Genomic DNA, 917 nt, shown 5'->3' on the forward strand with positions numbered 1-917 from the left:
CGATACGGTCAACCACGACGTGCTCATGCACCGTGTGGCCCGGAAGGTCCGTGATAAGCGCGTCCTGAAGCTGATCGGCAAATACCTGCGCGCCGGGGTGATGCAAAACGGCCGCCTTCAACAGACCCAGGAAGGGGTTCCGCAAGGGGGGCCGTTATCGCCGCTTTTGGCCAACATTGTCCTTGACGACCTGGATAAAGAGCTGGAACACCGAGGCCACCGGTTCGTGCGGTATGCCGACGACTTTCTCATCTTCGTGAAAAGTCGGCGAGCCGCCGAGCGAGTGATGACCGGGATCAAGCGCTTTATCGAACGGGAGCTAAAACTCAAGGTGAACATGACCAAAAGCCAGGTTGCTCCGACCGACCAAGCCACGTTCCTCGGCTTCACCTTCAACGGTAAGAAAATCCGTTGGTCGGACAAAGCGTTCAAGACGTTCAAATATCGGCTGCGAAAATTGACCGGCAGGAGCTGGTTTGTCTCCATGGATTACCGACTCGAGAAGCTGGCGCAGTATCTCCGGGGCTGGATGAACTATTTTGGTATATCGGAGTATTACCGTCCGCTCCCGGAAATCGATCACTGGCTAAGACGACGATTACGCATGTGCTATTGGAAACAATGGCGCTACGCCCGCACGAAAGTCCGCCATCTGCTCAAACTCGGAACCTCCAAGAAGGCCGCCATACTCACCGCGATCAGCCGTAAAGGTCCGTGGCACTTGTCACGAACGCTGGCAACCCAGACCGGAATGACCAACCAGTGGCTCAAGGATCAAGGCGTATTATCTGTCAAAGAGCTGTGGGTGAACATCCATTACCCGGCTACGGCCCGGTAAGCTTGGTGAAACGCCCAGTGCGGACCCGCATGCTGGGTGTTGTGGGGGCTGGGGGAGAAATACCCCCGGCTACCCGATT

1 protein-coding gene is annotated in these 917 nt (G+C 56.5%); it reads left to right on the forward strand.

From position 1 onward, the window contains the following. Positions 1–838: reverse transcriptase domain-containing protein (locus JCM12296_RS35215; protein ID WP_246805354.1), on the forward strand; the 838-nt coding region annotated here is incomplete at its 5' end. Positions 839–917 lie beyond the last annotated feature (79 nt).

The sequence above is a fragment of the Desulfosarcina cetonica JCM 12296 genome (assembly GCF_001311845.1).
Classification (GTDB): Bacteria; Desulfobacterota; Desulfobacteria; order Desulfobacterales; family Desulfosarcinaceae; genus Desulfosarcina; species Desulfosarcina cetonica.